Source organism: Treponema sp. R6D11, from assembly GCF_054786075.1.
The window spans coordinates 1-596 of sequence record NZ_BDHD01000705.1 but is presented as its reverse complement, the minus strand read 5'-3'; the positions used below and the strand labels follow the sequence as shown (position 1 = coordinate 596).

Genomic DNA, 596 nt, shown 5'->3' with positions numbered 1-596 from the left:
ATCTATATCTTATATGCAAAAACCATTGACTGGGAGCCGAAAATGTAATATGATTAAGGCACTCAAGGAGGACGTATATGACAAGACAAGAATACTTACCCCCAGTACGACCACTCGCCGCGCTTAGAATCATTCGTGGGCTAACGCAGGAGGAAGTGGCGGATTTTCTTTTCTTATCTCCTTCCACTTATTCGCGAAAAGAGAGGGGAGAGCTCCTTTTCAACACGAGGGAAGTTAACGTCCTGCTTGATATTTTTCGAGTACCTTATGAAAAGGTATTCAAAATTAAGAAAAAATGACATTAAAACTCGACGGCTCTCCAAACGAAAAACAGATTAAATTCTTTCTATCCAAAGCAAGGCATACGGCATACGGCGGCGCGAGAGGCGGCGGGAAATCATGGGCGATGAGGCGCAAATTCATTCTCCTCGCGATGAAATACCAAAATCTCAACATATTATTGCTCCGCAGAACGCTGGCCGAGCTACGAGAGAACCACACGCTGAAGTTATTGGAAGAAATCGGCAGGGTCGCAAAATACATCGAGCGCGATAGGTGCTTCAACTTCCCGAACGGCTCAAGGCTAAAGCTAGGAT

General features: G+C 45.1%; 2 protein-coding genes. Both read left to right on the top strand.

From position 1 onward, the window contains the following. The first annotated feature begins 77 nt into the window (after positions 1 to 77). Positions 78 to 299, top strand: coding sequence for a helix-turn-helix transcriptional regulator (locus ACYVTD_RS15605; RefSeq protein WP_461248615.1), 222 nt, complete (start codon positions 78 to 80; stop codon positions 297 to 299). Next, positions 296 to 596: hypothetical protein (locus ACYVTD_RS15600; protein WP_461248614.1), on the top strand; the 301-nt coding region annotated here is incomplete at its 3' end. The genes ACYVTD_RS15605 and ACYVTD_RS15600, both read left to right, overlap by 4 nt.